The organism is Mesorhizobium sp. CNPSo 4670 (assembly GCF_057784235.1).
Genome location: NZ_JBWJFQ010000001.1, coordinates 159,052 through 182,199, shown reverse-complemented (window position 1 = coordinate 182,199; position 23,148 = coordinate 159,052). Strand labels below are relative to the sequence as shown.

At 62.7% G+C, this 23,148-nt stretch carries 18 protein-coding genes; 3 read left to right on the top strand and 15 right to left on the bottom strand.

The genetic code is table 11. The features are described from left to right. Nucleotides 1-8: 8 nt before the first annotated feature. A complete protein-coding gene (locus AC0ZT5_RS00720) occupies nt 9-1,610 on the bottom strand; it encodes an ABC transporter substrate-binding protein (RefSeq protein WP_488494852.1) in 1,602 nt (533 codons plus the stop codon). A 185-nt stretch (nt 1,611-1,795) separates the two neighbouring features. On the opposite strand from AC0ZT5_RS00720, the gene nanR reads away from it, so the two are divergent. From nanR to dhaL, 3 genes are all read left to right on the top strand, one after another. Beyond that, complete coding sequence (gene nanR / locus AC0ZT5_RS00715) at nt 1,796-2,506, top strand: transcriptional regulator NanR (protein WP_488494851.1); 711 nt, start codon at nt 1,796-1,798, stop codon at nt 2,504-2,506. 134 nt (nt 2,507-2,640) lie between these two features. Beyond that, nucleotides 2,641-3,648, top strand: coding sequence for a dihydroxyacetone kinase subunit DhaK (locus AC0ZT5_RS00710; RefSeq protein WP_477284103.1), 1,008 nt, complete (start codon nt 2,641-2,643; stop codon nt 3,646-3,648). Between the two features lie 82 nt (nt 3,649-3,730). After that, nucleotides 3,731-4,372, top strand: coding sequence for a dihydroxyacetone kinase subunit DhaL (dhaL, locus tag AC0ZT5_RS00705; RefSeq protein WP_488494850.1), 642 nt, complete (start codon nt 3,731-3,733; stop codon nt 4,370-4,372). Between the two features lie 25 nt (nt 4,373-4,397). Here the strand turns inward: dhaL and derI are convergent, their stop codons facing one another. The 14 genes from derI to tssH form a co-directional block, all read right to left on the bottom strand. Beyond that, complete coding sequence (gene derI, locus AC0ZT5_RS00700; protein WP_095080806.1) at nt 4,398-4,835, bottom strand: D-erythrulose-4-phosphate isomerase; 438 nt, start codon at nt 4,833-4,835, stop codon at nt 4,398-4,400. A gap of 32 nt (nt 4,836-4,867) precedes the next feature. Further along, on the bottom strand, nt 4,868-5,635 hold the full coding sequence (locus tag AC0ZT5_RS00695; protein WP_488494849.1) for a triose-phosphate isomerase: 768 nt from the start codon (nt 5,633-5,635) through the stop codon (nt 4,868-4,870). A gap of 62 nt (nt 5,636-5,697) precedes the next feature. Further along, nucleotides 5,698-6,636, bottom strand: coding sequence for a sugar phosphate isomerase/epimerase family protein (locus AC0ZT5_RS00690; RefSeq protein WP_488494848.1), 939 nt, complete (start codon nt 6,634-6,636; stop codon nt 5,698-5,700). Beyond that, nucleotides 6,636-8,144 carry a glycerol-3-phosphate dehydrogenase gene (locus AC0ZT5_RS00685; protein WP_488494847.1) on the bottom strand — a complete coding sequence of 503 codons (1,509 nt, stop codon included), beginning with the start codon at nt 8,142-8,144 and terminating at the stop codon, nt 6,636-6,638. Before AC0ZT5_RS00685 ends, AC0ZT5_RS00690 begins: the two co-directional genes overlap by 1 nt. Before the next feature lie 10 nt (nt 8,145-8,154). Then, nucleotides 8,155-9,723, bottom strand: coding sequence for an FGGY family carbohydrate kinase (locus tag AC0ZT5_RS00680; RefSeq protein WP_488494846.1), 1,569 nt, complete (start codon nt 9,721-9,723; stop codon nt 8,155-8,157). 100 nt (nt 9,724-9,823) lie between these two features. Further along, complete coding sequence (locus AC0ZT5_RS00675) at nt 9,824-10,765, bottom strand: D-ribose ABC transporter substrate-binding protein (protein ID WP_095081092.1); 942 nt, start codon at nt 10,763-10,765, stop codon at nt 9,824-9,826. Between the two features lie 39 nt (nt 10,766-10,804). After that, the gene (locus tag AC0ZT5_RS00670) at nt 10,805-11,938 is read right to left on the bottom strand and encodes an ABC transporter permease (protein WP_488494845.1); all 1,134 of its coding nucleotides are present in this window, start codon (nt 11,936-11,938) and stop codon (nt 10,805-10,807) included. Between the two features lie 26 nt (nt 11,939-11,964). After that, nucleotides 11,965-13,506 (bottom strand): sugar ABC transporter ATP-binding protein, encoded by a 1,542-nt coding sequence (locus AC0ZT5_RS00665; RefSeq protein ID WP_488494844.1) that lies wholly within the window; start codon nt 13,504-13,506, stop codon nt 11,965-11,967. After that, on the bottom strand, nt 13,503-14,159 hold the full coding sequence (locus tag AC0ZT5_RS00660) for a DUF2291 family protein (RefSeq protein ID WP_477284120.1): 657 nt from the start codon (nt 14,157-14,159) through the stop codon (nt 13,503-13,505). Before AC0ZT5_RS00660 ends, AC0ZT5_RS00665 begins: the two co-directional genes overlap by 4 nt. Before the next feature lie 33 nt (nt 14,160-14,192). Next, complete coding sequence (locus AC0ZT5_RS00655) at nt 14,193-15,215, bottom strand: sugar-binding transcriptional regulator (RefSeq protein ID WP_477284122.1); 1,023 nt, start codon at nt 15,213-15,215, stop codon at nt 14,193-14,195. 421 nt (nt 15,216-15,636) lie between these two features. Further along, complete coding sequence (locus tag AC0ZT5_RS00650; RefSeq protein ID WP_488494843.1) at nt 15,637-17,349, bottom strand: glycerol-3-phosphate dehydrogenase/oxidase; 1,713 nt, start codon at nt 17,347-17,349, stop codon at nt 15,637-15,639. Further along, a complete protein-coding gene (locus AC0ZT5_RS00645; RefSeq protein ID WP_477284126.1) occupies nt 17,346-18,122 on the bottom strand; it encodes a DeoR/GlpR family DNA-binding transcription regulator in 777 nt (258 codons plus the stop codon). Before AC0ZT5_RS00645 ends, AC0ZT5_RS00650 begins: the two co-directional genes overlap by 4 nt. Continuing rightward, nucleotides 18,119-19,654: an FGGY-family carbohydrate kinase gene (locus tag AC0ZT5_RS00640; protein WP_488494842.1), complete on the bottom strand. Its 1,536-nt coding sequence runs from the start codon at nt 19,652-19,654 to the stop codon at nt 18,119-18,121. Before AC0ZT5_RS00640 ends, AC0ZT5_RS00645 begins: the two co-directional genes overlap by 4 nt. 461 nt (nt 19,655-20,115) lie before the next feature. Next, on the bottom strand, nt 20,116-22,941 hold the full coding sequence (gene tssH, locus AC0ZT5_RS00635; protein WP_488494841.1) for a type VI secretion system ATPase TssH: 2,826 nt from the start codon (nt 22,939-22,941) through the stop codon (nt 20,116-20,118). Nucleotides 22,942-23,148: the final 207 nt, after the last annotated feature.

Genomic DNA, 23,148 nt, shown 5'->3' with positions numbered 1-23,148 from the left:
GCAGCGGTCTATTTCGCCACTTGCCACTTCTCGACTTCGTTGTAGACCGGGTGGTTGAAGATCACGAGCGGCTGCTCCTTGAAGTGCTGCGCCAGGCCGACGATGTGGTTGTTGAAGGCAAGCGGCCGCACCTCGTTCCATAGCCAGGCCTTGGGCAACTCCTTGTTGAGGATGCGCGAGGCTTCCTGGTAGCTCTCGGCGCGCACGGCGCGGTCGGCCGATTCCAGCCCCTTGTTGAAGAGTTCGTCGACCTTGGGATTGCAGTAACCCATGCTGAGAGGCTTTGCGCCGCAGACGACGACCGGCGAGCCCAGTGAGGGATCGAGCCCCATGCCATTGGCGAAAAAGCCCATCTGGAAACTGCCGTCGGCATAGGTCTGGTTGATTGCCGCCGGATCGAGCAGGCGCGGCTGGATGTTGACGCCGACAGCGGCCAGGTAGCTCTGGATGGCGGTGACGGTGTCGACGTTCATCTGGTCGGAATAGTAGTAGATGAAATCGACCGGCTGGCTGCCGTCCCAGCCCGCCTCGGAAAGCAATTGCTTGGCCTTGTCGGGATTGTAGTCGTAGGGCTCGATATCCTTGGCGCGCGCCCAGTCCTGCGGGAACAGCGTGTTCGACAATTCGCCGGCACCCTGCTTGACCGTCTCGATGATGGACTTGCGATCGATGGCGTAGAGCATCGCCTGGCGCACCCGCACGTCGGCGAAGCGCTTGTTCTCCAGGTTGAACTGCAGGTAGGTCGGCAGGCCGGCGGAGAACTTCGGCAAAACCGTCAGATAATCGAGCTTCTGCAGGCGGGCGAGCTCGGAGATCGGCACGCCGCCGCCCTCATAGGACATGGCGTCGACCTCCTGCGTCTCGAGGGCCGCGATGATCGGCGGCACGTCCTTGTAGATCTGGTAGATGATGCGGTCGAGTTTCGGCGCGCCGAGGAAATAGTCGGGATTGCGGTCGACCTCGACATACTGGTCGCTCTCGTATTTCTTCCAGATGAACGGGCCGGTGCCGACGCGGCTGACCCAGAAGGCGTTGCCCTTGATGTCGGCGGGCGCAACCTTGCCCAGAAGGTGTTCGGGAAAGATGCTGATGGCGATAAGCTGCAACTGCACCCAGAGCGGCTTGGCGCTGTCGAGCTCGACCTGGACGGTCATGTCGTCAAGCGCCTTGACCCCGGCAAGGGAGGCGGCAGAGCCATCCTGGAACGGCTTGTATCCGGCCACGGCCGAGAGCTTCTGCGACCATGGCGAGTTGACCTTGGGGTTGGCGTAGAGGTTGAGGCTGAACACCACGTCCCTGGCGGTGAACGGGGTGCCGTCATGCCATTTGACGCCATGGCGCAGGCTGAAGACATAAGTCTTGCCGCCATCCGGCGTCTTCCAGCTTTCGGCCAGCATCGGCTGTACGTCGTCGCCCGTCCACTTAATGTGGACCAATCCCTGCAAAACGGTCTCATCGAGCCGGTGGCCGCACGTGGTGTGCAGCGTGCCCATCTCGATGCAGCCGGTGCGCATGGCCGAGCGGAACGTGCCGCCATCCGCGGCCTTGGCGAGGCCTGCTGCAAACATTAGCGCCAGCGCCGGCACAAGGCTCATCAACAGTCGTCTCATGGAATTCTCCTCCCGTTGCTTTCCGCCGGCCGAAATCGGGCGATGCCCTGCTCCAGGCCGATTTCCGCGCCAAGCCCTCGCCGGTCGCGCCGACCGCCGCGCATCAGCCGGCGGCCTCCTCCAACCCCTTCGGTCTCGCAAGTCCTCGCTTGCAGCGACTGGTCTAATAGCTTAAAAGGTAGACCATGCACAATATGCCGGTTCGAAAAAAATTGTCCGATGAAGTCCGCCTCCGCCTGGAGGAGATGATCCGCGACGAGGTCTATCCGGTCGGTGCCTCGCTGCCGTCCGAGCGCGACCTGATGTCGATGTTCGATGTCGGCCGCCCCTCGGTGCGCGAAGCGCTGTTTGCGCTGGAGAAGATGGGCCTGGTGCGCATCAACAGCGGCGAGCGGCCGAAGGTGACGCGGCCGACGCCGCGCAACATGCTGGAGCAACTGACGGGCACGGCGCATCTGTTGATGGACCAGCCCGACGGCATCGGCCATTTCGAGCAGTTGCGGCTGTTTCTCGAAGTCTCGATCGCGCGCCATGCCGCCGAGGTGGCAACGGCCGCGCAGGTCGACGCGCTTGCCGCGGCGCTGGCTGAGAACGAGCGCGCCATTCCCCGCGCCCGCGCCTTCGCCGTCACCGATGTCGCTTTTCACCGCGTGCTGACCGCAATCCCCGGCAACCCGATCTTCCTCGCCGCGCACGAAGCGCTGGTGGAGTGGCTGATCAACCAGCGCATCCACATGGCCAACACCGAGGTCGAAAACCGCAGGAGTTTTGCTGGCCACCAAAACGTGTTCGAAGCCATCGAGCGGCATGATCCGGAAGCGGCCGGGCGAGCGATGCGCGAGCATCTGGAAAACGCCCGCCGCAAGTTCAATGCGGGCCTGGCAAAACCCGACTAGACACATCCACCTGCACGGCTGGTCAACAACGGCGCGCCCGAGAACGCCGGGCCGCGTGAAATACTCTTTGCCGGGTGGAAATCCCGATAACACCCGGTACTATCTGCAAAAATATCGAAATCGGGAGGCTCCGGGTGCAGACCAAGAAGATCATCAATGACGGCAATCGCGCCGTCGACGAGATGCTGGAAGGCATCCTGGCTGCGCATCCCCGCCATCTCAAGAGCGTCGACGGCAGTTCACGCTCGATCATCGCCCGTGACGGACCGCGCCAAGGCAAGGTGGGCCTCGTCATCGGCGGCGGCTCGGGGCACGAGCCGAGCTTTCTTGGCTTCGTCGGCAAGGGGCTGGCCGATGCGGCAGCCATCGGCAACGTCTTCGCCTCGCCGCCGCCAGACCCGATCCTTGAATGCGCCAAGGCGGTCAGCGGCGGCGCCGGTGTCCTGTTCATGTACGGCAACTATGCGGGCGATGTGATGAATTTCGACATGGCCGCCGAGATGGCTGATATGGACGACATCGAGGTGCGCACTGTGCTGAGCACCGACGACGTCGCCTCGGCACCGCGCGACCAGCGGCACAAGAGGCGCGGCGTCGCCGGCAATTTCTTCATCTTCAAGGCGGCCGGTGCTGCCTGCGACCGGATGCTGTCCTTCGACGAATGCGAGCGCATCGCCGGGAAAGCCAACGACCACACCTTCACCATGGGCGTGGCGTTGTCGCCCTGTTCGCTGCCACAGACCCGCCGGCCGAATTTCGAGATTGGGCCGGACGAGATGGAGATCGGGATGGGCATCCACGGCGAGCCCGGCATCGCGCGCGGAAAGCTGAAGACCGCCGACGAGATCACCGACGAGATGCTGGACAGGATCCTCGACGAGATGGCGCCGGCGCGCGGTGACAAGGTCGCGGTACTGGTCAATTCGCTCGGTTCGACGCCGCTGATGGAACTCTACATCATGAACCGGCGGGTGAAGCGCCGGCTTGATGACATCGGCGTATCCATTCACGCAACCTGGGTCGGCAATTACTGCACCTCACTCGAAATGGCCGGGGCCTCGATCACGTTACATCGGCTGGACGGCGAGTTGCAGACGATGTTGGACCACCCCTGCGACTGCGCCATGTTTCGCGCCGGCTAGACCATGATCCCGAAAAGTGGGTTCCGGTTTTCGGAAACGATCATGGTCAAACAATAGAGCTTCAGCGGCAAGGGACAAAGACATGACGACAATCGACAGCGCCCGCCTTGCCGGCATGTTCGCGGCCATCGCGGCCGCCGTATCGGCAGACAGGGACCGACTCTGCGCACTTGATGGCATCATCGGCGACGCCGACCACGGCATTGCGATGGATTTGGGATTTTCGGCGGCACGTGATGCGGTCGCTGCTTTGGATGCCGAGACGACCGATCCGACTACCTTGCTGAATACGGCGGCAAAGTCGTTCCTGAATGCCGTCGGCGCCTCCTCGGGTCCGCTCTATGCCACTGCGTTCATGCGCGGCGCGGCAGCCGTGAAGGGCAAGAAGACGCTTGACGACGCCGACACCATCGCAATGTTCCAGGCCATGGCCAAGGGCATTCAGGATCGCGGCAAGGCCGAGCCGGGCGAAAAGACGATGATGGATGCATGGGGTCCCGCAGCGCAGACGGCGGGCGAGGCGCTGGCGTCCGGCAAGGGTCTCACGGACAGTCTCGAGGCTGCGGCCCAGGCGGCGAAGGCAGGCGCGGAAGCGACCAAGGCGATGATCGCCGCCAAGGGCCGGGCGTCGCGCCTCGGCGAACGCTCGCTTGGCCATATGGACCCAGGCGCCGCGTCCGCCGTAACCGTGATCGAGGCGATGCGGGTCGCCCTGACCGGCTGATCAGGAGCGTATCCCCGCGCGTTTTTCAGCGCTTGCTGTCGAGCTTGTCGATGGCCTGCACGTTTGCCGCGGAAGGGCCGTTCGGATCGAACTCCGAGGCCAGCCATGCGTCGGCGATCGATTTCGCCAGTTCGGGACCGATGACGCGGGCGCCCATGGTGATGATCTGTGCGTTGTTGGACTTGGCGGCGCGCTCGGCGGAATAGGTATCGTGGGTCAATGCGGCGCGAATGCCCGGGACTTTGTTGGCGGATATGCTGACGCCAATGCCGGTGCCACAGAACAGGATGGCCCGGTCGTAGTTGCCGTCCAGAATTTCGTGACCGACCTTGGCGGCGATATCGGCGTAGTATCCGGCCTGGCTAAGATCGATCACCTGCAGCTCCGGCTTCGTGGCGAGATGCTTGGCAATGACGTCGAGCAGCGGCTTGCCCGCGCTGTCGGCTCCGAGTGCAATTTTCATGGCATGAACTCCTTTGCTTCTTATTGTAATGGTCAGCGCCCGATGGCGACCGACGCCTTTTTCAGGATGTCGATATAGCCTTCCGCCTGCCAGGCCGAGCGGCCGATGAACAGGCCATCGACATGCGGCTGGCCGATCAGCTCGGCCGCGTTGCCGGGATTGACGCTGCCGCCGTAAAGCACAGGCGGCGCGTTCGGCAACCGGCTTGCGGCGACCTGTTTGATCAGCGCCTGTTGCTTGTCGGCATAATCGGCGGTGGCGGGGATACCCTTCTCGCCGATCGCCCAGACAGGCTCGTAGGCAAAGAGGATTTCTGCCGACAGTTCAGCGTCCTTCAGACCTTGCAGCGCACCAAGAACCTGCGCCGTCAAAACGTCATCGGCGCGCCCGTCCTCGCGTTCGGTCAGTGTCTCTCCAACGCAGATCAGCGGCACTAAACCGTGCCTGACCGCTGCGGCCGTCTTCAATCCGACAGTCGCATCCGTTTCGCCGAAATGCTCGCGACGCTCGCTATGGCCGAGTTCGATCAGATCGAGCCCACAATCCCTGAGCATCACCGGCGAAACCTCTCCAGTCCAGGCGCCGGCGTCCGCCCAATGCATGTTCTGGGCGCCGACTTTCACGCGGGTCTTGGCCAGCGCCGCCTTGACCTCGCGCACGGCGGTGAACGGCGGAATGACGAACGGTTGTATCGCCGGATCGAAACCAGGCACGAACGCCGCCAGGGCATCGGCGAACTGCAGTGCCTCCGCCAGCGTCTTGTTCATCTTCCAGCTCGTGCCGACCCAATATGGGGCCATTCTTTTCTCCTTCGATCCTTTTGCGGCGGACATCGGCGCCGGCTGTCAGGCGACGTATTCGTTCAGGCTCGAGGCTTGAGACTGTCGCGGCCGCTGTCGATGTAAGGCGCCCAGAAATCCACCGACTCGCGGATCATCTCGACAACCTGATGATCGACCGGTTCCCTCTCCCTGAAGGAAAGTTCGAGGCAAATTTCGTTGTCGGTTCCGCCACCCTGCCGCACGGTATCGAGCAGCTTCTGCGGAACTATGCGGCCGTCCTTGTTGTAGGCAGCCGTGAACGGCCAGTGCCCGCCCTTGTTCATCGAAGACTGCTTGATGTGGATGATCGGCGATTGCAATGGAAACGCTTTCGCCCAGGCATAGGGATCGGTGTCGTCGGGATTTGGCGAGGTGACGTCGCCATGGTCGATATCCACCATCATCTGCATCGGGATCGGCAGCTTGGCCGCATCGATGGCACTCTGCAGCGTGACGCAGCTTTCAATCGTGTGGCCAAATTCCCGGCCCACCGACATCGGCTCCCAGAACAGATATGTCAGCCCCGCCGACTTGGCGTGTTCGGCCACCTCGCGCCAGCATTCAAGCGCGATGTCGAGAAGTGCAGCGCGCCGTTGCGGATCGTCAAAGTCCTTGTAAGTGAATATGGCGAATTGCGTGCCCATGCCTGGTGCACCGAGTTCGGCGGAAATGTCGGCGAAGGTCTTGAACCAGTCGACATAGTAGCGCCGGACATCCGGGTCCGGATGGCCGAAATGATTGAGCCTGCCGTATGGTCCGGTCATGCCGGAGGTGATCCTGACACCGGTCCGCGAAAGCGCCCTGTTGAACAGGCGCAGGAATTTGGCAATCGTCGCCGCCGGCCAGCCCGGATTGACGAATTCGTGGGTCAGCTGCACGTCGCGGATGCCGATGCCATAGGCAATGGCATCGATCAGGTCATCGGGATCGGCGAAGCGATTGACCAGCGGATTGGTGTTGAGGGAAAGCGTGAAAGCCATCAGTCCGCCGCCGCCATGATGTTACCGAACCAGTCCTCGAATATCTTCCGCTCGGCTGCATTGATATGCAGGCCATGTTTGGTGCGGCGCTCCAGTATATCGGCTGATGTGCCGGCCCATTCGGTGTCGACCAGGAATTTTGCCTCCCGTTCATAAAAATCGGGTCCGAAGCGGCGGCCGAGATCCGCCTCGCTTTGCGTGCCGGCGAGCAATTGCCTGGCGCGGCTGCCATAGCTTCGAGCGTAGTGCTTCACCAGCGACGGGCTGAGCCATGGAAACTCGGTGTGCAAGTCGCTCAGGAACTGTTCGAAGTCCGCATTCGGCAGGTCGCCCCCCGGCAAGGGAATTTTGGCAGTCCAGGGTTTCTTCATCGCTGGAAAGAACGGCTGGATTTTCTCCAGCGCGTGTTCGGACAGCTTGCGGAAGGTGGTGATCTTGCCGCCTAACACCGAAAGCAGCGGTGCGCCGCCGCTCGGGGCGTCGAGTTCGAAGATGTAGTCGCGCGTCACCGCGCTTGGATTGTCGGCGTTGTCGTCATAGAGCGGGCGCACGCCGGAGAAGCTGTAGACCACGTCCCCTGGTGTCAGCTGTCGTTTGAAATAGCGATTGACCACCTTGATCAGATAATCGACTTCGCTTGGCTCGGCGGCCACTTCCTCCGGCCTGCCTTCGTAGGGAATGTCGGTCGTGCCGATCAGCGCCAGATCGTTCTCATAGGGGTTGACGAAGATCACTCGCTTGTCGCTGTTCTGGATGAGATAGGCCTGCCGTCCCTCCCAGAATTTGGGCACGACGATATGGCTGCCCTTTACAAGCCGAACATTGCGGGTGGAATTCTGCCCGGCGACGCGACTGACAATGTCGTTGACCCACGGCCCTGCCGCATTGACCAGCGCGCGCGCGCGGATTTTCGTCACCGCGCCCGTGCGGCCATCCTGCATGTCGATCGACCACAGTCCGTCTTCGCGGCGCGCCGCGACACAGGCGGTGCGTGTAAGTATCCTGGCGCCGCGCTGGCTGGCGTCCAGGGCGTTGAGCAGCACAAGGCGCGCATCGTCGACCCAGCAGTCGGAATATTCGAAACCGCGCTTGAATTCGTCCTTGATCGGCGCCCCTTCCGGCGCTGTTCTGAGATCGAGCGTCCTGGTTCCCGGCAGCCGCTTGCGGCCGCCAAGGTGGTCGTAGAGAAACAGTCCGAGCCGGACCAGCCATGCCGGCCTGTCTTCGGGGCTGTGCGGAAGAACGAAGCGCATGGGCCAGATGATGTGCGGTGCCGCCTCGAGCAGCACCTCGCGTTCGATGAGCGCCTCGCGAACCAGCCGGAATTCATAATATTCCAGATAGCGCAGGCCGCCATGCACCAGCTTGCCGGAACGCGAGCTGGTGCCTTGCGCCAGATCGTCCTTTTCGCACAGGATAACGGACAGCCCACGACCTGCCGCATCACGCGCAATGCCGGCCCCGTTGACGCCGCCGCCAATCACGAAGAGATCAACTGTATCACTCAAGACCTTACTCCTATGCACCCGAGATGCGGGTGAGCGGCCGGTGGGCCATGGCTTTCCACACCGGCCGAAGCGCCTGGTGCGCCGCAACGAAGGAAGGGAAGAGCGCATCGTAGGTTTGCGAAAGCGCATCGTCATAGGCATCGCAGTCGCCAAGAAGCGGCGTCACCCACTCGGCGGCGCAGTCGTCCATGGAGCGGTAGACGCCAAGGCCGACAGCGGCCATCATCGCCGCACCGGCAGCACCTGCTTCCTGTCGGCTGCTCGTTCGCACTTGCGCGCGGGTCGCCGCCGCGATGATCCGACGCAGGGACGGGCTGCGCGCAGCACCGCCCGACAGCCGGATCTCACCCGGCACCGCGCCCATCGCCTGGTAGCAATCGCGGGCGGCGAAGGCCAATCCCTCGAGGACGGCGCGTGCCAGATCGCCGAAGCCGTGCTTGACCGAAAGGCCGATGAAGCCTGCTCGCGCATCAGGGTCGACGAACGGTCCGCGTTCGCCGGCGAGCGAAATATAGGGCTGATAGACCAGCGATCCCGGTTCCGATCCTTCCACCCAGACGTCGAGCGCCGTCAGCAAATCGTCGCGCGAGAGCTCGGCGCCGCCGGCGGTGAGCACGTCGCGCGCAAGGCCAAGCAGCCAGTCTATGTTGAGCGTCGCCGCCATGTTGGACTGCAATTGCGCAAAGCCACCCGGAATAGGCATGGCGATCGTGTAGCCAGACCCATCGCCGTTGAGCACGACATCGCCAGGTGTGCGGGCGAAGCGCGTGTGTATGCCGGTCGAGCCGATGACCGTGCAGCCGACATTGCCTGAGGGATCATAGAGACCGGCTCCGAGCGCTGTCATGACCATATCCACATAACCCAGGACAACCGGCGTACCTTCGAGCAGGCCGGTCTCTCCTGCGGCCGATCGCGATAGCGGATGATGGTCGGTGGTGCCCTCAATCATGGGAGGCAACAGGCGGCGATGCGTCGTCAGATCCAGAATGTCGAAGACTTCGTCGGAATAGCTGCGCGAGCGAAAATCGCCGAATGTGAAGGTTCCTTCGGACGGATCGGTGGCGCGTTCGCCCGTCATCCTGAAGTAGAGCCAATCCTTGCAATGCAGTGCGGTCGCCGCCTGCTTCAGCATGTCCGGATTGTTCTTTTTCATAAAGGCAAGCTGCGCGCCCTGCTGGCAGGAGTTGAGACCTGTGCCGGTCAGTTCAAACCGCGTGCGATCGCGGGGATCGGCGCGCATCTCGTCCACCAGATGTCCGGCGCGGGCGTCGAGCCACAGCCATGCCCGGCCGACAGGCAAGCCGTCGCCATCGATCAGCCAGGTTCCGTCGCCCTGCCCGGTGATGGCAACCGCCGCGGTTCGTTGCACGAGGTCGGGAATTTTTGTCGCCAAGTCACGAACGGTCCGCGCCATGTCGCGCCAGGTCTGATCGAGATCCTGTTCGGCGCCGCCACCTTCCAGCGTGACGAAGCTGTTGTTCACCGACGTCATGGCGAGCTGCCGGCCGGACAGATCGAAAGCGACCGATTTGATCACCGACGTTCCCGCGTCGATCCCGATCAGCAGATCTTTCATGCCGCAAATTCCGGTTGGTTACGAAGGCGGTTCACAGGGACGTTGTCTCAAGCGGTAGAAGAGGCAGGGAGTGTCCGCAAGGACACCCCCTGTGCAGGTTTCATTCCGACAGCACGAAGGGTGCCGTGTACTTGTCGACATTGTCCTTGGTGATGAGAAGGCAATCGAACAGCTGCTTCTCGGTCGCCGCACCGGTGGCGCCCGACTTGATGAACGAGTCCGCCTGCTGCACGGCCTTGGCCGAGAAGATGGCGACTGGCTGAAGCACGGTGTACTGCAGTTCGCCGGACTTGATCGCCGCAACCGCGTCCGGAGAGCCGTCGAAGCCGCCGACCTTGATGCCGGAAAGCTTGCCGGCTTCCTTCAGAGCAGCAACCGCGCCGAGCGCCATTTCGTCATTGCCGCTGATCACGGCGATGATGTCGGGATTGGCCTGCAGCATGCTTTGCATCTTGTCATGGCCCTTGGTACGATCCCAGTCGGCGACCTGTGAGGCAGCCTTCTCGAGGTCCGGATATTGGCTCAGCACGGTCGCGTAACCGTTCGAGCGCGTGGCGGCGTTGTTGTCCGACGGGGCGCCGAGGAGTTCGACATATTTGCCCTTTTCGCCAACCGCCTGCACCCATTGCTGGGCACCCAGAGCAGCACCCTGGGCATTGTTGGAAACGAGCTGGCCCTTGGCGAGACCTTCCTGATTGATCTCGGCGTTGACGAGGAAAACCGGGATGTTGGCGGCAATCGCCTTCTTCACCGCACCGACAGAGCCGTCGGCATTGGCCGGATCAAGGATGATCGCCACGGACTTGTTGGTGATGGCGGTGTCGATCAGGTTGCTTTCCGTGTTGGTGTCGCCCTTGTGGGCAGCGACGTTGGCCGTATAGCCGAGCTTCTCGGCTTCGGCCTTGGCGACATTGCCCTCGGTCAGCCAGTAGGGGTTGGCCGGGTCGTTGACGATGATCGAGATCAGGCCCGCGGCCGACGCGGCGGCCGTGAACCCGACAACCATCGCAGCGGCAAGCAGACTTTTCAGCATGGTTTTCATGTACATTCCTCCAAATGATTTACGCGGTGTTGCTGCCAGTCACCTAGCAGTCTTCCCTTGGGCAGGATTGGCCGGCTCGGCCTTCCCCCGTTGCTGAGAAGTCGGTTGGCCGCCCGTCGAAGCCGGGAGCTTGCTACGGCGGCGATACTGAACGGCATTGAGAAGCACGGCGAGCACGATGACGGCGCCGGTGAACACTGTCTGCCAGTAGGACGAGATGCCGATGATCACCAAACCATCGGAAAGGAAGCCGATGACGAAGGCGCCGAGCAGGGTTCCGCGGATGTTGCCGCGCCCGCCGGTTAGCGCCGCGCCGCCGATGACGACGGCCGCGATGGCCGTCAATTCGTAGGTGGTGCCGGCAGTCGGCCCCGCCGACGTCAGCTGCGAGGACAGGATCAGGCCGGCAATGGCTGCACAGATGCCTGACAGCACGTAGACGGAAACCTGCACCGTCTTGACCGGAACGCCGGACAGTTCCGCCGCGCGCTCGTTGCCGCCTGATGCGTAAAGCCAGCGCCCGAAGGCTGTGCGGTTCAAGACGATGCTGCCGATGAGCGCGATGACCACCAGAACCACCACGCCGGTCGGCACGCCGAACAGGCGGTTGAAGCCAAGCGCGTCGAAGCCGGTGTTTCCCAGCTCCGGCTTGCCACCGAGGTTGTTGTAGGTCAGGCCGCTGGTCATCAGCAGCGCCAGGCCGCGCGCCATGTACATGACGCCCAGCGTGGCGACGAAGGCCGGAACCTTGAAGCGCGCGATGAGCACGCCGTTGATCAAGCCGACACCGGCGCCCAGCATGCAGGCAATCACCGCGACCACCCAGACCGGCGGGTAGAGAACGATGCCCAGCCAGGTCAGCGTCACGCCTTGCATCAGGAATCCGGCAACGACGCCGGCCAAGCCCAGCGTCGACCCCACAGACAGGTCGATGCCGCCATTGAGGATGACGAGCAGCATGCCGACCGCGAGAATTCCGAAGATGGCGACATGCGAGGCCATGGTCAGGAAGTTCGCCACCGAGAGGTAGTAGGGCGACAGGATCGAGAAGACGACGATGATGACGATCAGGGCAAAGAACGCCCGGCCCTCGAGCAACAGCTTGGCGAGATCGAAGCCTTCGCCGCGCGCGCTTGCACTGGACTGTTTTCTGGCCTGGCTGACGTCGGTCATGATCGGGGCTCCGATATTCATCGTGATCAGGCGACCACGGCTTCGCCGGAGGCGGCCATGATCTGCTCTTTGGTGGCGCTGGCGCCGAATTCCGCTGAAATCCTGCCCCGGCGCATCACCACGATCCGGTGCGCGATGCTGAGGCACTCGTTGACCTCGGAGGTCGAGAAGACGACCGCCAGACCCTGCGCGGCGCGTTCGCTCAGCAAGCGGAAGACCTCCGCCTTGGCGCCGACATCAATGCCACGGCTCGGCTCGTCGAGGAGGATGACCTTGGGGTTGGTCGTCAGCATCTTGCCGATGACGACCTTCTGCTGGTTGCCGCCCGACAGCGATCCGATCATGGCATTGCCGCCCGCGGTCTTGACGGTCACCTTGCGGATCGAGTCTTCGACCAGCTCCCGCTCCCTGGAGCGGGACAGAAACAGCCCTTTTGCAAACGCCTCGATGCTGGCAAGCGAGAGATTGCGGCCGACGGTCATCGTCTGCACCAACCCATCGCGCTGGCGGTCTTCGGGGACGAGCACAAGACCTTTGGCGATGCGCTGGGCAATGCTCAGTCTCGAGACGTCCTCGCCTTCCAGCAGCGCCCGGCCGCCCGCCATCGGCATCCGCCCTGCGACGGCTTCCAGCAATTCCGTGCGTCCGGCGCCCATCAGCCCATAGATGCAGACGATCTCGCCCGCCCTGACATCCAGCGACAGATGATCGACGACGGAATAGCCCGAGCCCGAAGCGTCTATGACGCTGACATCCTCGATCGACAGGGCGACCTCGCCGAACGCATGGCCTGTCGGCGGCGAGCCGAGATCGAAGTTCTCGCCCACCATGTTGCGGACGATCCACTCGAGATCGATGTCCCTGGCTTCGGCCGTAGCCGTTATCGCGCCGTCGCGCAGGACAACGGCATAGTCGGTGATCTGCAGCGCCTCTTCGAGGTGATGTGAAATGTAGACGATGGAAACGCCGCGGCTGGTCAGGTCACGGATCACCTTGAACAGCACCTCCACCTCGGTCGCGCTGAGCGCCGAGGTCGGTTCGTCCATGATGAGGATGCGCGAGTCGACCGACAGCGCCCGCGCGATCTCGACGATCTGCTGCTGGCCGAGGCGCAAATCCTCGACCAGGGTCATCGGGTCGATGTCCTCTTCGAGATCGGCCATCAGCGCGCGCGCCTGTCGCGATTCCTCGGCGAAGTCGAGGCCGGTCCTGGTGCGCAGTTCGCGGCCCATGAAGATGTTGTCGCGAACGCTGAGGTTCGGCGCCAGGCTGAGTTCCTGGTGGATGATCGAGATGCCGCGATCGCGCGCGTCCGAGGACGAGGAGAAACTGACGAGATTGCCGTCGAGCACGATGTCGCCCGATGTCGGCGTGACGACGCCGGACAGGATCTTCATCAGCGTCGATTTGCCGGCGCCATTCTCGCCGAACAGTGTGGTGACCTTGCCGCGATGGATGTCGAAATTGACGCCCTTGAGCGCGTGAACGCCGCCATACGACATGACGATGTTGCGCGCCGAAAGCACGGCGTCGCCATTCGCGGGCGCGGTGTCGGCAGCCGGTTTCATTGCACCTCCAGCCTCACCGGAGTGACTAGCCAGCTCTTCGGATTGACCAGCTTGAACGCGCCGACTACCGATATGGTCTTGCCGGTCAGGGCGCTCGTATCGACCTTTGCCAGGACTTCCTTCTTCATCTCGTTGTTCAGCGCCGAGCCGGCGTCCTGGTATTCGATCTGATTGGTGAACTGGCCAAATGTGATCTTGCCGGTGGCGTCACGCAGCTCGGTGCCGTTGATCGCCGGCCCCGTCTGTACGCGAACCTGCAGCGTGTCCGGCACGCCCTCGACGGCGACCTTGTAGATGCCCGATTTTCCCTCGCCGAAGACGCCGGTGAACTTGACCGAGATGACCGGTCCGACGCCCGCCGGCACGCCGTATTCCTTCTCGGCGGTCGCCCTGTCCTTGGCGATCGCCGTTGCCACCGTCACCGCGTCGGCCGCTCGCGCTTCGACATCGGCCTGCACCTTGGGAAATTCCGACTTGCCATAGTCGGCCGCCGAAAAGACGGCGCTGCGAACGTCGCCTGCGGATCCGATCCTGACCACCTTGGTGTCGAGCGCCATGGCGCCGAGCAGGACGACAACCGCGGCGCCGGCAAGGATGCGGCGCAGGCCGGGCGAGACCTGCCGGGCCGATGCGGTGGTGGCCTTCGCGCTCATGATGCAAACACCGGCGATGCGGGTTTTCCGTTGTCACGCATTCGACGATCCTCCGTTCACATGGCGCTTCGCCGCGCCGGCCGCTCCATTGGATTGGTTCAGTTCCACAAGGGCACGGGCGGTGCATTCATCGGTGATCAGGCCGCTCAGGTAACGGCTTTCGAGCACTGCTTTGATCGCCCGCACTTTCACCTTGCCGCCGGCGACGGCGACAATCCTGCGGCCTTTCAATTGGTCCCGCGGCAGAGCCAGGATTCTTTCCGACAGCGCCGTTTCCACAGGACGCCCCTTGTCGTCGAAGAAGTGGGCGAGCAGCTCGCCGACGCCGCCATCGCGCTTGACCTCATCGATTTCGGAATGCTCGATCATGCCGGTTGCGACCAGCGAAGCTTCCCGCTCGGCGGTCCCTATGCCGACGAACATCAGGTCGGACCGGCCTGCCAGAGCGAAGACGTCGCTGATGCCGCGCTGGCCGAGCAGCACCTCGCGGTCCTCGGCGGTGTTGGCGACGAAAGGCACCGGCATCACATAGGCCTGCGCGCCGGTCCGTTCGGCCAGCCGATGCATGACGTCGTGCGGGTTGGCCGCAAATTTGCGCGTCACGCCGCCAAGCAGCGAGACGAAACGGATATGGGCGGCAGGAGTGCGCGTCAGATATTCGACGCTGGCCGCGAGGGTGCGGCCATGGCCGACGCCGATCAGCATGTCTTCGCCACGATCGATCTCGCGCTTCAGGAACTGCGCACCGGCGATGCCCAGTCCCCTGAGCGGCAGGTCTTCCTGATCCAGATCCGGAACCACCTCGCAATAATCGAGCCCGTATGCGGCGGTGAGGCGCTGCTCCAACTCCACACACTCGGCGACGTCGCCGTCGATAAAGACCCTGACCAGACCTTCCTGGTTGGCCTTGGTGATGAGCCGGTGCGCCTTGAGGCTGGTCAGGCCAAGCCGCTTGGCGACCTGGGCCTGCGTGAGACCCCCGGCAAAGTGAAGCCACGCCGCGCGTGTGGCGAGGCTGGACTCGTGGTCGCGGTTAGCGGTTCCGCCAGATTTCAAGCCATCTCCTCCCCGAGATGATATTATTATCTTTGTGTGCAAAAATTTTCATACCTTTGCATTGCTGTCAATCCCTCCGCCAACTGGCCCCGACCCATTGCGGGGAATCCACGGCCCTCGCCCCTCGCCGATACGTCGCCCTCTCGGTCGGCGTCGGTCTATTAGGCGGTCGGCATGTTGGCTGATCATATGGCGATGTTAAATTAACGTCAATTGATGTTATCTAATGTTCTTGTTGGCGACAGCATGAAGGTGATCGTCGTCTATTTGCCAATTAAGTGTATATTTTTATTATGAAATTATCATCGGGATAAAAATCCCAAATCATCTGTGAGTTGGGACATTTTGGGTGCGCAGCGCAATCAGGAGCAAACCGATCGGATTTGCCCAGAAAAGGGTATCGGCATTGTCCATGACACGCTTAGTCCAGACGCATCAGATTCCTGCCTTCGAGCTCCACGACAGCAGTCTCGACTTCCTGCGCAATGCGCCTGGCGTTCCAGCCCAGCGCCCGCCCGGCGATCATGGCAATCTCCTGCAGATCACGGCTTGTCAGGGTACCGCCTATGGCGAGCGTGCTGCGACGCATGACGATGTCGGCCAGATGTTCGACGAACTCCTTGCGGACGATGTAGTCGATTTCCGACCTGCCGTAGCTGTTGGAGTCCGGCAGATCGCCCTCACCATCTGGCCCATACGTCGCAATCTCCAGGGCCTTGGTCCCGTAGCGCGACAGCAATTGGTCGAGACGTCGTTCGTCGACGTCCGTCTCCGTCCGGGCCTGGGCTAGCCAGCTTGCGCGCGCCGCCGCATTGGCCGGGAAGTCCTTGCCGCCGCCGATCGGCATGGATTGTGTCGTTACCTTACGGCTGCGCCGCAGACGGTCGAGTATCGCGTCGGCGACTTCCTCAGCAAAGCCCCGGAATGTCGTCCATTTGCCGCCGACCAGCGAAATGACCGCGAAGGGCCTGTCCCGGTCCGGCTCGGCGACCGGAGCGGAATGATCGCGACTGATCAGGCCCGGCAGCGATGCATCCGAGGCCGGGAGCGGCCTGATGCCGCTATAGGCGTAGACGATCTGGGCGCGTTCGAAAATCATACCCGGCAACAGCGTCCGCACGCTCTCGAGCAGATAGTCGACTTCGTCGGGTTCGCAGCGGACCTCGTCGGGGTTGTCGGCCTTGATGTCGGTCGATCCGACCAGCGCCAGGCCGAGATAGTCGTAGACAAGGCAGATGCGGCCGTCATCGGCCTCGAAATAAAGCATCCGCCCGGCCAGGCTTTTTACCAGTTCGTCATGCTTCAGCAGGATGTGCGAGCCCTTGGTGCCGCCGATCATCTTCGACGGTGCGCCGAGCAGGGCGTTGACATCGTCGATCCAGGGACCCGCTGCATTGACCACCAGCTTCGGCCGCACCGAGAATTCGACGCCGTTTTCCGGCTGGAAGGTCAGTACGCCATTGGCCGAAGCCACCAGTGCCGTGTAGTTCGCGCTGGCGGAGGCTGCATTGGCCCGCAGCCCGTCTAGGATCAACTCGAGCACCAGCCTTTCGGGATGACTTATCTTGGCATCGTAATAGGTGCCGGTGGCGACGATCGAAGGGTTGAGCGCCGGCATCTCACCGAGGGCCTGCCGCCGCCCAATCATGCGGTGGCGCGGCATGACCTGGTTTCGCGAGCCATAGAAATCGTAGATCATCAGGCCGATCTTGATCAGGATGGCGCCACGGCTGCGCGGCGCGCTGGTCGAGCCGAACAGCGTTCGCAGCGCCGCCAGCATGCCCTTGCTCCACGAAAAGATCGGGATGACCGTGGGCAGCGGGCTGACGTAGTGCGGCGCGTTCTGCAAAAGCAGGTTGCGTTCGAGCGTCGACTGCGCAACCAGCCCGAACTCGCCGGTTTCGAGATATTTCAACCCGCCATGGATGAGCCGCGAGGGCGCGGCACTGGTGCCGGAGCCGAAATCCGCCTTGTCGACGATCAGGCAGCTGACGCCTTGCTCACACAGGTCGCGAAACAGCCCTGCCCCGTTGATGCCGGCGCCAAGAATGACGACGTCAACCTCGCCGGCCGCGGCCATGGCGGCGAGACGCCCGGCAGCATTTTCCGAACCTGCTGCGTCGGCTGGGCTCATTGTGCCGTCGTCTTGACGATGCGCAGCTTCACGCCGGCCCGTTCGAGGTGCTGCGCCTGTGCATCGCCCAGCCCCTCGGTCGTCAGCACGGCATCGAAACTGGTCAGATCGTCAAAGACATGCAGTGCGATCCGGTCGAATTTTGCATGGTCGACCAGCAGAATGCGCTTCACCGATGCGGCCATCATCGCCTGCTTGACCCGCACGACGTTGGGATCCTGGATGAAGGCTGTGGTTCCGGTGATGGCCGAAGCCGAACAGATCAGGATATTGGCGCGAAGCTGCGCCACGGCATTCTCGCAGACGATGCCGATATAGGCATTGTAGGTGCCGTGATACTTGCCACCGAGACAGATGAAGTCGATGTCGTCGACATTGGTCAGCAGCGAAGCCGTCGCCACGCTGTTGGTGATGACGGTGAGCGGCTTGACGTCGAGCAGCAGCGTGGCGACGGCGTTTGCCGTCGATGAATCGTCCAGCATGACCACCTGTCCGGCTTCGACATAATCCAGTGCCGCGCGCGCCAGCATATCCTTCTCGACTCTGTTGACAGTCACCCGGTAGCGAAAGGCGCTTTCGTAGAGGCCGGAAGGCTGAACCGTCACCGCGCCGTGCAGTTTGCGCAGCACGCCCTGCTGCGCCAGCCGGTCGATGTGCCGGTGGATGGTCATGCGCGATACGCCGAAATGCTCGACCAGATCGTCGATGCGCACCTGGCCGAGCTTGATTACATATTCGGCGATCTCTTCGCGTCGTTCGTCGGCCTTGATCATGCGGTCCCCCTGGTGTCTGGGCGCGCCAGCCTTTCGATCTCAGGCCATTGCGACTTCAGCTGCTCGGCGATGCGGCAATAGAGGGAGAACCGCTCGCTGAACACAGCACTGGAGGCAGGCACAGGCTGATACTGGCGCGCCGTCATGCCGACCTGCCTGGCGCCCTGTTGCGGCGTCGCAAAGATGCCGACCGCGGCGCCGGCGCAAAGGGCGGCACCAAAGGCGGCGGCCTCGTCGGTCGAGGTGATAGTGACCGGGGCGTTCAGCACGTCGGCAAACATCTGCACGAAAGCCGGATTGCGCGAACCGCCGCCGGTCAGGCGTATCTCGCGGACGGTGAAGCCCTCGCGCAAGGCTTCGACATGGGTGCGGTGATTGAAGACAATGCCTTCCAGAACCGCCTTCAGCATGTCGCCGCGATCGTGCCAGCCATGCAGGCCGACAAAACTGCCGCTGGCAACATCGCCATAGGGGGAGCCGAACAGATAGGGATGAAAAAGGATGGTCGAAGGCTTCTTCAGCGCCGCGTCGATCTCTGCTGCCAGCAGTTCGTGGATTGAGCCGCCATCGGCGTTTGTCCTGTCCTGCTCCGAGCGGCAGAAGGTGTCGAGAAACCAGTCGTAGTTTGCGGTCGAGGCCGGCGAGATCGCCATGTTGTTCCAACGGCCTGCATCGATGGCGTTGCGACAGAACCAGCGCCGGTCGACGCGCGGTTTCGAAGAGACGACTTCGTTGATGGAATAGGTGCCGGCGACGATGCTGAGCACGTCCTCCTCATGGCCGCCCATGCCAAGCGCCGAAGCGGTCACGTCGTGCAGGCCGCACGCGACCGGCGTTCCCTTGCGAAGGCCAGTCATTTCGGCGGCATCGGCGGTGACCTGGCCGACGATGTCGGCCGAATGCGCCACCGGCGGCAGCGCGTCGAAAAGGTCGCCCAATCCGAAGACCTGCATCGCTTCCGGCGCGTAGGCTTGCGTGCGGAAATCCGTGAACGATGTGCTGGCCTCCGTATGGTCGGTGCCGATCGTGCCGGTCAGGCAAAAGCGAAGCCAGTCCTTGCAGGCCAGTATGTGACCGATGCGAGCATAGCGATCCGGATCGTTCTGCTTGAGCCATGCAAGCAGCGCCGAAGGCGCCGAAACATGCGGCGCCTGACCGGTGCACGCAAGCGCTTCGTCGAAGACCTGATCCGCCGACCATCTTTCGACAATCTCGCCGGCGCGGCTGTCGAGCGACAGGATTCCGGGCCCTAGCGGCCGGCGATCCTTGTCGAGCAGATAGAGACCATCGCCATGCGCGGTCGCCGCCACCGCCCTGATGTCGTCCGCCGGCCGGCCACAGAGCGCGATCGCTTCCTTGATGGCGTCGGCAGTCGCTTGCCAGAGGCCTGCCATGTCGCGCTCCACCCAGCGCGCATGGGGCATCGACTGCGGCACCCGCCGGCGCGCCACCGACAACTGCGTGCCATCGGCGTCGAAGATCACCGCCTTGGTGACCGTGAGGCCGTTATCGATTCCGAGCAAACTGGGCATGATCACCGCCTCTTTCGGCAACTGGCGATGCGCACTGCGCGACAATCCTGCAGGCTGGGGCAAGGGCTACAGATATGGCGACAATCAATGGACAACGGCGATACAATGCACTGACAACTTGCGGATTGAACGGACCATATAGCGATGTGAATTTAACGTCAATATGTGAGACAATGCCGCTGGTATCGCTGAAATTTGGCGTTATCGAAAATCAGAAACTTACTAACTTCCTGATTTTGTTTAAATTTTTCGCTACAAAAATATCCCATCGAGATCGTTCATTCCGTCAGATCGGCCATTCCATTCGAACTCTCCGCGGACGCCATGGGATCAAGCCGACGGATTCAAGACCTCATGAATCGCTTCGACAACGAAGTCCTGCGTGGCTTCGTCCCAGTAGGGTGTATGGCAGGCCGAAGACTTCATGTGCCAACCCTTCGGTGACAGGAAGCCGCCCTGCGCTACTCGAAAGAATAGGTGAAGCCCTCCTTGGAGGCGCCGACGGTCACCTTCGTCATCTTTTCGCCTCCGAGCGACCGGTTCAGCACGCCGCGGCTCAATTCCGGCAGAAGCGTGTTTGTCAGGATGGCATCGATCATCCGGCCGCCGGATTCGATCTCGGTGCAGCGAGCCTTGACCAGGTCCATGACGCCGTCGCCGATCACCAATTCGGCGTCGTTGGTTGCACGCAGCCGACGCGCGATCTTGGCGAACTGGTGGCGGGTGATCGCTTCGATCATTGAATCCGAGAGCGGATAGTAAGGAATGGTCACTACCCGGCCGAGAAAGGCCGCGGGGAAGACCTTCAGGAGCGGGCTGCGCAAGGCGGTGTCCAGATCGTCGAGCCCGGCCCGCAGCGTACCGTTCCTGGTCCGGTCCATGATGACCTCCGAGCCGACATTCGAGGTGAGCAGGATCAGCGTGTTCTTGAAATCGATGCGCCGGCCCTCGCTGTCGTCCATCATGCCCTTGTCGAAAACCTGGAAGAAGATTTCGTGCACGTCCGGATGCGCCTTTTCGACCTCGTCGAGGAGGATCACCGAATAGGGTTTGCGACGGACCGCCTCGGTCAGGATGCCACCCTTGCCGTAGCCGACATATCCGGGCGGAGCGCCCTTCAAGGTAGAGACGGTATGTGCCTCCTGGAACTCGGACATGTTGATCGAGATCAGGTTCTGCTCACCCCCATAGAGCGTTTCGGCCAGCGCCAATGCGGTTTCGGTCTTGCCGACGCCCGAGGGGCCGCAGAGCAGGAACACGCCCACTGGTTTTTCCGGCGCGCCGAGCCCGGCGCGACTGGTCTGCACACGCTTGGCGATCATCTCCATGGCGTGATCCTGGCCGACCACGCGTTCGGACAGGGTCGCGGCGAGCCGCAGCGCCTTTTCGGTCTGGCTCGACAGCATTCGCCCGGTCGGGATTCCCGTCCAATCCTGAACGACCGCCGCGATGGCGTTGCGGTCGACCGACGGCAGGATCAGCGGCGTCTCGCCTTGCGCCTCGGCGAGTTCGGCCATCAGTTCGCGCAGCCGGGCGAGATCGGCGGCCGGTTCCGGTGGAGTGGCTTTCGCCTCCGCTGGTGTCTCCACGCCGGCCTTGGCCGTTTTGGACTTGGCTGTTTTGGCTTTGGGCGTTTCAGTCTTTAGCGTTTCGGTTTGGGGCGTTTCGGTCTTGGGCGGCAGAGTCTTAGCGGCGTCCGAGCCTGCCGTCTCGGCATTGGCCTCAGGCGTCTCCACCGCATCGAGCGGCACACCTTCGCCGCGCAGCCGGGCACGCAATTCGAGTATCTCGCCAACCAGGGCTTTTTCCCGATCCCAACGTTGCTGCGCCGCGGCCAGCGTGACCTCGGTTTCGGCCAGCCCAGTGTCGACCCGCGCCTGCCGCTCGGCCACCTCGATGCCGATCGCGGCCTCGCGGCCGATGATACCGTTCTCGACCTCCAGCGCCTGGCGGCGACGCATGATGTCTTCGACCTCGGCCGGCGTGGCATGCTGCGATATGGCGACACGGGCGCAAGCGGTGTCGAGAAGGCTCACCGCCTTGTCCGGCAATTGGCGTGCCGGGATGTAGCGATGCGACAGGCCGACCGCTGCCTCGATCGCCTCATCCAGTATCTGCACCTTGTGGTGCTGTTCCAAGACGCCGGCCACGCCGCGCAACATGAGAACCGCGACCGCCTCCGACGGCTCGTCGATCTTCACCACCTGGAAACGGCGGGTCAGCGCCGGGTCTTTCTCGATGTGCTGCTTGTATTCGGCCCAGGTCGTTGCCGCGATGGTGCGAAGTTCGCCGCGCGCCAGCGCCGGTTTCAAGAGATTGGCGGCATCGCCCGTTCCTGCCGCGCCGCCGGCGCCGATCAAGGTGTGGGCTTCGTCGATGAACAGGATGACCGGCGTTTCGGACGATTGAACCTCGTCGATGACAGCCTTCAGCCGTTTTTCGAATTCGCCCTTCACGCTTGCACCCGCCTGCATCAATCCGACATCGAGCATGCGGACACTGACATCCTGCAGTGTGGGCGGCACGTCGCCCTGGGCGATGCGCAAGGCAAAGCCCTCGACGACCGCCGTCTTGCCGACCCCGGCCTCACCGGTCAGGATCGGGTTGTTTTGCCGGCGTCGCATCAGGATATCGACGATCTGCCTGATCTCCGGATAGCGGCCGACGACCGGATCGATCTTGCCGTCGCGGGCGCGCTGGGTCAGGTCGGTGGCGTATTTCGCCAGGGCAGAATCTCCGCCCGGAGCCCGCTTCGGCGTTTCGGCCGTGGGAACCGCGATCGCCGCGCCGGCTTCGAGCGAACCTTCCACGACATCGCCGAACCGCGCGATGACCGCGTCGGCGTCGATCTTGTCGAACTCGCCGCTGATCTTCGACAGCAGGCCTTCCAGCACCGGCGTCTTCAGGCAGGCAAGGAGAATATGTGCGCTGCGGACTTCCTCGACGCCGAATTCCAGCGTTGCGAGGTTCCAGGCTTCCTGGATCGCATGGAAGATATGGTCGGAAAATTCCTCGATCGACGTCGCGCCATAAGGCAGCTTGTCGACGGCGCGGGTCATGTCGGCGGTGAGCCGGCTCACCTCCAGCCCCGCATCGGCGATTATCATTTGCACATCCGAGCGGTCGGAAAGCGCCAGTTGCTCGACGAAGTGGACGAGTTCGACGTAAGGATTGCCGCGCAGCTTGGCGGTATCGGCCGCGGCCTTGAAGGCGCGCACCCCGACAGGATTGAGCTTGCCGACCAGTTCCTTGCGTTTGAAGGTCTGCGACGACCGGCGCTGTTCCATCGAACGTGCTCCTGCAATCTGCCAGTCGATAACCTGCCACAGAAGCCGCCGATTGACAAAGTGCGTGATGGACGGGGCTAGATGCGCAGTCAGCCGGCACTCAAGAACGTCGCGTTTAGCTTCTGTTAATTTTTGAGCAGTCGTTGAATTGTGGTAAAGTACAACGGTGTGATAACGTCGCGTAACGTACGGTTTGACGGCCGGTCG